We start from the raw sequence: 8,650 nt of genomic DNA, 5'->3' as shown, positions 1-8,650 counted from the left end.
ATCCCTTTCGCGTTGCGAAAGGGATCTGACCCCACTCCCCCATTTGCGCCCGCCCACTGCCCACCTAGAATGCCCCCATGAGCACCCTGACCTTCCGCGCCGCCACGCCGGCCGACATCCCCGCCCTGATCGCCCTTGTCACCTCGGCCTACCGTGGCGACGCCAGCCGCGTGGGCTGGACTACCGAAGCCGACCTGCTGGATGGCGCCCGCATCGACGCCGAAGGCATCCAGGCCGACCTGGACCGCCCCCGCTCCACCATCCTGCTGGCCGAGCGCGAAGGCGTTCTTGTGGCCTGCGCCCACGTTGCCGACGTTGAGGGCAAGGGCTACTTCGGCATGTTCTCGGTCGACCCCGCACAGCAGGGCGGCGGCGTCGGCAAGCAGCTGATGGACGCCGCCGAAGCCCACGCCGCACGCGAATGGAACGTGCCGGTGATGCAGATGACGGTGATCGACGTACGCGACGAACTGATCGCCTTCTACGAGCGTCGTGGCTACCAGCGGACCGGCATCAAGAAACCCTTCCCATATGGCGACGAACGCTTCGGCATCCCCAAGCGCGACGACCTGCGCTTCGAGATCCTGGAAAAACCGCTGGCCGGAGCGGCCGCGTGAGCGATACCTGGACCTTCGTGTGCGCCAGCAACGAGCTGCTGCCCGGTGAAATGAAGAGCGTGTTCGACGAGGTGACCGGCACCCCGATCGTGGTGTTCAACCTCGACGGCGAGCTGTACGCGCTGGAAGACCAGTGCACGCACGAGGAATTCGAGCTGTCCTCGGGCGAGTTCAACACCGCCGAAGGCAGCGTGGAGTGCGTGCTTCACGGCGCGCGCTTCGACGTACGCGATGGCCGCGCCCTGTGCGCACCGGCCTATACCCCGGTGCCCAAGTTCCCGGTGAAGCGCGAACACGACGCCGTCTGGACGCGCGACGACCGGGATTGAGGCGGCGCCCCGACCTGGGGTACCCACTTATGGTCTGGATCTGCAGGAGGCCCCGCAAGGGCCTTCGCAGGGCGTTCCCCGGCCGCCCCGGCGTCCCGCAGCACCCCGTACATGCGAATCATTATCGTTGATGTTATTCTACGTAACATCTTCGTAACGACTTCGCCCTCGCGCCATGGCATCGCCCGCGCCCACTGCCACGTTGTGCCAGCTCGCCCGCCAGGGGTGGCCACTGGCCGTGGCCGTGCTGCTGACGCTGCTGCTGGGCTGGTCGGCGCTGCACGAAGGACGCAGCAACGCCCCGACTACCCAAGGGTGGCAGGCACATGCCGAAGGCTTGCGCCAGGTCATGCCATTGCCGGCGCCGTCGGCAGACGAATGCCCGCAACATGCTGCACCTGCACCGGAGCCGCCGCTTGAGGGTGAGGGCAACACGCCCTGCACCGGAGTGGCACCCCTGCGCGCGCCCCTGGTCGCACATATCCCGCTATGGCGCTCCGATGCCCTGCGCCGGCAACTGCACGATCCCGCACTGCGCTTGAACCCCGGCCACGCACCGCCCGCACCGCACGCCAGCTGAGGCGCCCTGCGGCTGTTGCCGTGCGCCTGAAGTCGTTCGCCGCATCGCCGGGCATCAGCTCGGCTCTACAGAAGACGCTCCCTCCCTGTCGTCGCGCTGTCTGCGCTTCGGCCTTCGCCGTTTCCCGATCCACGCCACTACCCAAAGCCATGACCCACATCACGTCCCGCAAGCACGCCCCGCGCGTTTCCCTGCTCGCCACCGCCACCCTGGCCGCAGGCTTCGCGCCGCTGGCCGCGCAGGCTGCCGACAGCGCTGATGCCGCATCCAGCAAGGCCACCGACCTGGACAAGGTGCAGGTGCGCGGCAGCTGGTTCAATCCGTCCTCGCCGAAGTTCACCGCCGAACTGCTGGACACCCCCAAGTCAGTGTCGATCGTGTCGGAGAAGCTGATCGCCGAAACCGGTGCGACCAACCTGCAGGATGCGCTGCGCATGGTGCCGGGCATCACCTTCGGTGCCGGCGAAGGCGGCAACCCGACCGGCGACCGCCCCTTCATCCGTGGCTTCGATTCGCAGAGCAACGTCTTCGTCGACGGCCTGCGCGACGTCGGCTCGCAGACCCGCGAGATCTTCGACCTGGAGCAGGTGGAAGTGGTCAAGGGCCCGAGCTCGGCCTACGGTGGCCGTGATTCCGGTGGTGGCAGCCTGAACCTGGTGAGCAAAACGCCGAAGCTGAAGAACGAGACCAGCGCCAGCATGGGCATCGGTACCGACAGCTACGCACGCGGCACCGTGGACGCCAACTACGTTCTGGGCGACGGCATCGCCGCGCGCCTGAACCTGATGAAGCACGAATCGGACATCGCTGGCCGCGACGCCGCCAATGTCAGCCGCTGGGGCATCGCACCGTCGATCGCGTTCGGCCTGAACGGCCCGGCGCAGCTGATCGCCAGCCACTACCACATGCAGAGCGATGACCTGCCGGACGCGGGTGGCTTCCCGTATGGCAACCCGAACGGGGCGCCGGCCTCGAAGTGGGTCGACGGCCGCCCGATGGTGCCGGACCGCAACAACTACTACGGCCTGGTCGACCGTGACTTCCAGCGCACCCGCGCCGACATCAGCACGCTGGATGCCAGCTACGATTTCGGCGGCCACAAGCTGCGCAACATCGCGCGCCTGGGCAACACCAGCAACGACTACCTGTGGACCCAGCCGGACGACAGCCAGGGCAACCCGAACAACTACGGTACCCTGTGGCGCCGTACCAACGCCCGCGCCGTCGACGTCAAGAGTTTCGCCGACCAGCTGGGCCTGACCGGTGCCTTCCAGACCGGTGCGCTCAAGCACAGCTACAGCGCAGGCGTGGAGTACAGCGACGAGAAGATGACCCGCGGCAGCTACCTGATGACGCCGGGCACCAGCAACCCGCTCACCGGCAACAGCAAGTGCCCGACCACCGGCGCGGCCACCGGTTACAACTGCACCGATTTCGCCAATCCGGATCCGCGCGATCCGTGGGCAGCCACCCATTCGGTGTACCGCAGCGACAAGGCACTGGACGTCGAGCAGCGCACCAGGACCACCTCCGCCTACGTGTTCGACACCATCGAGCTCAATGAGCAGTGGATGATCAACCTCGGCCTGCGCTACGACGACTTCCGCACCACCCTGACCACTCCGGTGGCCGGCAAGGCACCGACCCGCGTGCGCAACAGCAACGACTTCCTGAACTACCAGGCCGGTGTGGTGTTCAAGCCGGCCGCCAGCGGCAGCATCTACCTGTCGTGGGGCACCTCCTCGACCCCGCCGGGCATGGACGGTGGTGACGGTTCGGACGGCCTGAGCGCCGCCGTGGCCGACCTCAAGCCGCAGGACACGAAGAACCTCGAACTGGGCACCAAGTGGGACCTGTTCGACCAGCGCCTGAACCTGACCGCAGCGATCTTCCACACCGTGATGAACAACGCACGCGTGACGGTCGACAACGGCACCAGCCAGAACGCCGGCAAGAAGGAGATCAACGGCTTCGAACTGGGCTTCACCGGCCAGCTGACCGACGCCTGGAGCCTGTACGGCGGCTACACCTACCTGGACTCGGAACTGAAGGACAACGGTTTCGTCTGTGGCGCACCGGTGGGCCGCACCTGCCCGTCCAACGTGTACGTGCCGTCGCCGTACAACGGCAACGTGTTCCCGAACACTGCCAAGCACAGCGCCAACCTGTGGACCACCTACCGCTTCCCGATCGGCCTGACCCTCGGCGCCGGCGCGTTCTACTCGGACAAGCAGTACGGTGATGTCGCCAACACCAAGTGGATCCCGAGCTACACCCGCTTCGACGCGATGGCCAGCTACGCGATCCAGGACAACATCAGCCTGCAGCTCAACGTGCAGAACCTGACCGACAAGACCTACTTCACCAAGGCCTATGCCTCGCACTACGCGAGCATCGCCCCGGGTCGCTCGGCCACCCTGGCACTGAACGTCAAGTTCTGATGTAACGGCGCTCCACCACGGCGGCAGGGGCTCCTGCCGCCGTTTTTGTTTCCGGCGATACTCACCCCATCATGGCACCCCGTACCCCCATCGACAGCGACGCCCTGGCCGAGCTGCTCCAGCACGATCCACAGGCTGCGTTCGCACGCGTGCGCGACGCCGCACAGGCCGGGCAGGTCGATGCACAACTGCTGCTCGCGCAGATGCACATGGAAGGTAAAGGCACCGCGCAGGACGCCTCGGCTGCGCTGCTCTGGTACGAAACCGCCGCCAACAACGGCGCGCCGATGGCGATGAACATGCTCGGCCGCTGCCATGAGCTGGGCCAGGGCACCACGCCCGATCCCACGCTGGCCGCGGTGTGGTACCGGCGCGCGGCCGACACCGGGCTGGACTGGGGCCTGTACAACCTGGCCAACCTGCTGGCCACCGGCCGCGGCGTGCCCCAGGACCGCGCGCAGGCACTGGCCCTGTACACCCGTGCCGCGCACCTGGGCCATGCCAAATCGATGAACCTGCTGGCCCGCCATCTCGAAGACGGGCTGGATACCGCGGCTGATCCGCAGGCGGCGCTCGCCTGGTACCAGCGCGCGGCCGAGGCCGGTGATTTCCGCGGCCAGGCCAACTACGCCTCGATCCTGCTGCAGGCCGGCCAGGTCGAGCAGGCCGTGCACTGGCTGCGGCTCGCCCTGGCGCACGGCAGCCCGGCGTTCATGGCGCACATCGTGCCGGAACTGGCCGCGTCGCCGCATCCGCAGGTGCGCGCCCTGGTCGCACCGCCGTCCCTCTGAGGAGCCCCGCATGCTGCTGCACATCCCCGACATTCTCAGCGCCGACCAGGTGGCCGACTTCCGCCGCCGACTGGATGCCGCCGACTGGACCGATGGCCGCGAGACCGTCGGCCATCTGGGCGCACAGGCCAAGCACAACCAGCAGCTGCCCGAGGCTTCCCCGCTGCGCCGCGAACTGGGCGAGATCATCCTCGTCGCGCTGGCCCGGCACCCGCTGTTCTTCAGCGCCGCGCTGCCGCTGAAGTACCTGCCGCCGCGCTTCAACCGCTACAGTGGTGGCGGCGCCTATGGCTACCACGTCGATGGTGCGGTGATGAACCTGGCCAATGGCGAGCAGCTGCGCTCGGACATCTCCTGCACCCTGTTCCTGTCCGCGCCCGAGGAGTACGAAGGCGGCGAGCTGATCATCAGCGACACCTACGGCGAGCACGAAGTGAAGCTGCCGGCCGGCGACCTGGTCGTGTACCCGTCCAGCAGCCTGCACCAGGTGCGGCCGGTTACCCGTGGCGCACGCGTGGCTTCTTTCTTCTGGGTGCAGAGCATGATCCGCGACGACGTGCAGCGCCGCCTGTTGTGGGAAATGGATGGCTCGATCGAGCGCCTGCGGCAGACCGGCGGCGACGCCGAGGCGATCCTGCAGCTGACCGGCGTGTACCACAACCTTTTGCGGCGCTGGAGCGAAGTCTGAGCCTTGCCGGGCCGGCCTGCGATATTTTGGCAATCATTCTCATTTGCAACAGCTAACGGCTCTCATTACAATCACGCCCCGTTGATGCCGGCCGCTGCCGGCAGACCCCTGGGGACCCCTGCTTGCTGCGTCCGCTTCGCCCTCGCCCACTCATCCATCGCAAGATGGGCACCGCCATGCGCGGCCAGCGTCCGGCGCTGGCCAGCCTGCTGGCATGGGTGGCGATGCTGGCGTTGCTGCTGGGCACCCTGCCACTGCTGCCACAGGCCCAGGCCGGAATGGCCATGCAGATGCCGCTGGAAGAGCGCGGTGGCGAAAGCCCCCTGCAGGAAGAGGCGCCGGCCAAGCTGCGCCGCTGTGCCGCCACCCCGGTGAAAGCGGCCGAGCAGCCACACCCGCCGTTGCTGCTGGCCAGCCACTGGCTGCGCACTGAACTCGAACTCGTACCCGCCACGCCGGCCATGCCCGGCGTGCGCCCGGACTGGCCGCTGGCCGCTCCGGACACGCCCTGGGCCGATGCGCCCGGGCGCCGCCAGCAACGCGGCCAGGCGCCGCCGCTCGCCTGATCCACGGCCTGGCGTGACCGCCTGCGCGGTCGCGCCTGCACGCCACTGTCTGCTTCATCCCTGCCGCCCCTGACCGGGCCTTCCGTGCCTGCCGCGCCCTTCGCGCACGGCATCGCGCCACCCTGCATCCTTCGAGGTAACTGCCATGGCCCAGCGCCATCGTGTCCGTTCGTCCCTGTCCCGTACCCTGCTGACCAGCGCCGTGCTGGCGGCTTTCGCCAGCCCCGCCTTCGCCCACGGTGACGCCGCCGGCGCACCGCAGACGCTGGACAAGGTGGTGGTCACTGCCTCCGGCTTCGAACAGAAGGTGATCGATGCCCCGGCCAGCATCAGCGTGGTCAGCCGCGAGGAACTGAGCAAGCGCCCGTATACCAGCCTGGTCGATGCGCTGCGCGACGTCGAAGGCATCGACGTGGGCCTGGAAGCGACCGACAAGAACGGCCGCGCCACCGTGTCGATGCGCGGCCTGCCGTCCGAGTACACCCTGGTGCTGATCGACGGCCGTCGCCAGAGCAATGTCGGCCAGATCTACCCGAACAACTTCGGTGGCGGCCAGTTCGCCTACCTGCCGCCACTGGAGGCGATCGAACGCATCGAAGTCGTGCGCGGGCCGATGTCCACGCTGTACGGCTCGGACGCGATGGGCGGCGTCATCAACATCATCACCCGCCGCAACCAGGACAGCTGGCACGGCTCGGTGACCCAAGGCTTCACCGTGCAGCAGGACGACCAGTTCGGCGATGCGCGCACCACCGACCTCTACCTCAGCGGCCCACTGCTGAAGGATCGCCTCAGCCTGGCGGTACGCGGCAGCTACTACGATGCCAAGGCCTCGAACCCGGAATGGGATGCACTGACCCTTCCCGACGGTACGCCGTGGGAGCGCAGCATCGGCTTCGGCGGTGGCGGCAAGTCGGTCGCCAACACCAACTGGAATACCGGGGTGCGCCTGGACTTCCGCATCAACGACGATCACGAACTGTGGCTGGACTACGACGTGTCGCGGCAGAAATACGACAACAGCGAAGGCCAGACCGGCACCCTCGACAGCCTGGCCAGCCTGTGGCGCGTCGGCAATGCGGTGATCCCCAACCCGAACGGCAGCGGCACCGTCACCCGCCGTGTGGTGCAGCCGCGCGTGGGCTACACCGCCTACCAGCGCTACGAGCGCGATCAGCTATCGTTGACCCACCAGGGCCGCTACAGCTTCGGCACCTGGCAGACTTCGCTGACCCACAGCAAGAGCAGCAATCTCGGCCGTTCTCTGCCGCTGACCCTGGACGAGCGTGCCAACCTGCAGGCGCTGTGGAATGACGTCTGCCGTCGCACCGGCGCTTCCAACAACTGCGCGGCCGGCCGTGGCAATGCGCTGGCCGCACTCCATCCCAGCGAGATGGCGCGCCTGCAGGCGTTCCTGCCGCGCCCGCTGCGCACCATGGAGCTGGAAGGCTACCTGCTCGACACGATGCTCGACCTGGACTTCGGCGCACACAAGCTGACCGTGGGTGGCCAGTACAACAACACTGACATGGTCGATGGCGTGTTCGGCATGGATGGCGCTGGCTACCGCAGCAACACCAGGCAGAAGCACCGCATGTGGGCGCTGTTCGCCGAGGACAACTGGGCGCTGACCGACACCCTCACCGCCACCTTCGGCCTGCGCTACGACGACCACAACGTGTTCGGCAGCCACGTCAGTCCGCGTGGCTACCTGGTGTGGAACGCCAGCGATGCGTGGACCTTCAAGGGCGGCGTCAGCACCGGCTACAAGACCCCGCGACCGGACCAGCTGTTCCCGGGCATCACCGGCTTCGGTGGTCAGGGCGTGCTGCCATTGGTCGGTTCGCCGAACCTCAAGCCTGAAACCAGCACCAACTACGAGCTGGCCGCCTACTACGAGGGCCAGCGCTGGGGCTTCAACGTCACCGGCTTCTTCAACACGTTCGAAGACAAGATCGCCAGCGGCGGCACCTTCCCCAACTGCGAAGTGGCGCGCGCCGGCAGCGGCTACTGCGTGGACATCGGCCCGGGTTGGGCGGCACTGGGCTACAGCACCTTCACCCAGAGCGTGAACATCGACAAGGCCGAGACCCGCGGTGCCGAACTGGCCGCGCATGTCGACCTGCTCGACACTCTGCAGCTGCGCGGCAACTACACCTGGACGAAGAGTGAGCAGACCAGTGGCGCACAGAAGGGGTTGCCGATCAGCGGCACCATGCCGGCAAGACACATGGCCAACGCCAGCCTCAACTGGCAGATCAACGAAGCGGTCAGCCTGTCGCTGATCGGTGAGGGCCGCTACGACCGCTACCGCGACACGCTGCTGGATGCCAACGGCGCCAGCAACACCCGCTACTACGAGGACTACACGATCTTCCATCTCGGTGGCAGCTGGAAGGCCACGCCCTGGCTGACGGTGAACGCGCGGGTCAACAACCTGCTCGACAAGGATTTCGTCTCGCAGTCGTGCCTGTTGATCAGCCAGAGCGAATTCAACTGCGTGGACGACTATGCGACCAAGGACCAGCGGCGCAGCTACTGGATTTCGCTGAACGCGAAGTTCTGATCGCCGCGCCCTGCTCCTGCTCCACGCATGGCGTGGATCTACCGATCGGTAGTGCCGGCCGCTGGCCGGCAC

8 protein-coding genes are annotated in these 8,650 nt (G+C 67.2%); all 8 read left to right on the top strand.

Annotation, left to right across the window (positions count from 1 at the left end; genetic code table 11):
* The first annotated feature begins 77 nt into the window (after positions 1 to 77).
* The 8 genes from ABGA94_RS20280 (at position 78) to ABGA94_RS20245 (ending at position 8,578) form a co-directional block, all read left to right on the top strand.
* Positions 78 to 617: a GNAT family N-acetyltransferase gene (locus ABGA94_RS20280; protein WP_065177925.1), complete on the top strand. Its 540-nt coding sequence runs from the start codon at positions 78 to 80 to the stop codon at positions 615 to 617.
* Positions 614 to 946, top strand: coding sequence for a non-heme iron oxygenase ferredoxin subunit (locus ABGA94_RS20275; protein WP_005415593.1), 333 nt, complete (start codon positions 614 to 616; stop codon positions 944 to 946). Before ABGA94_RS20280 ends, ABGA94_RS20275 begins: the two co-directional genes overlap by 4 nt.
* 175 nt (positions 947 to 1,121) lie before the next feature.
* A complete protein-coding gene (locus ABGA94_RS20270; protein WP_005415592.1) occupies positions 1,122 to 1,526 on the top strand; it encodes a hypothetical protein in 405 nt (134 codons plus the stop codon).
* A 149-nt stretch (positions 1,527 to 1,675) separates the two neighbouring features.
* A complete protein-coding gene (locus ABGA94_RS20265) occupies positions 1,676 to 3,967 on the top strand; it encodes a TonB-dependent receptor (RefSeq protein ID WP_375367989.1) in 2,292 nt (763 codons plus the stop codon).
* 71 nt (positions 3,968 to 4,038) lie between these two features.
* Positions 4,039 to 4,758: a tetratricopeptide repeat protein gene (locus ABGA94_RS20260; RefSeq protein WP_095376989.1), complete on the top strand. Its 720-nt coding sequence runs from the start codon at positions 4,039 to 4,041 to the stop codon at positions 4,756 to 4,758.
* A 10-nt stretch (positions 4,759 to 4,768) separates the two neighbouring features.
* Positions 4,769 to 5,446 (top strand): Fe2+-dependent dioxygenase, encoded by a 678-nt coding sequence (locus ABGA94_RS20255; RefSeq protein ID WP_005415589.1) that lies wholly within the window; start codon positions 4,769 to 4,771, stop codon positions 5,444 to 5,446.
* 164 nt (positions 5,447 to 5,610) lie between these two features.
* Positions 5,611 to 6,012 carry a hypothetical protein gene (locus ABGA94_RS20250; protein ID WP_111127820.1) on the top strand — a complete coding sequence of 134 codons (402 nt, stop codon included), beginning with the start codon at positions 5,611 to 5,613 and terminating at the stop codon, positions 6,010 to 6,012.
* Positions 6,013 to 6,157: 145 nt separating this feature from the next.
* The gene (locus ABGA94_RS20245; protein WP_111127818.1) at positions 6,158 to 8,578 is read left to right on the top strand and encodes a TonB-dependent receptor domain-containing protein; all 2,421 of its coding nucleotides are present in this window, start codon (positions 6,158 to 6,160) and stop codon (positions 8,576 to 8,578) included.
* The last annotated feature ends 72 nt before the right edge of the window (positions 8,579 to 8,650 follow it).

This window comes from Stenotrophomonas sp. 3diitr2024, from assembly GCF_042136455.1.
Classification (GTDB): domain Bacteria; phylum Pseudomonadota; class Gammaproteobacteria; order Xanthomonadales; family Xanthomonadaceae; genus Stenotrophomonas; species Stenotrophomonas sepilia.
This window is presented reverse-complemented; position numbering and strand designations above follow the sequence as displayed.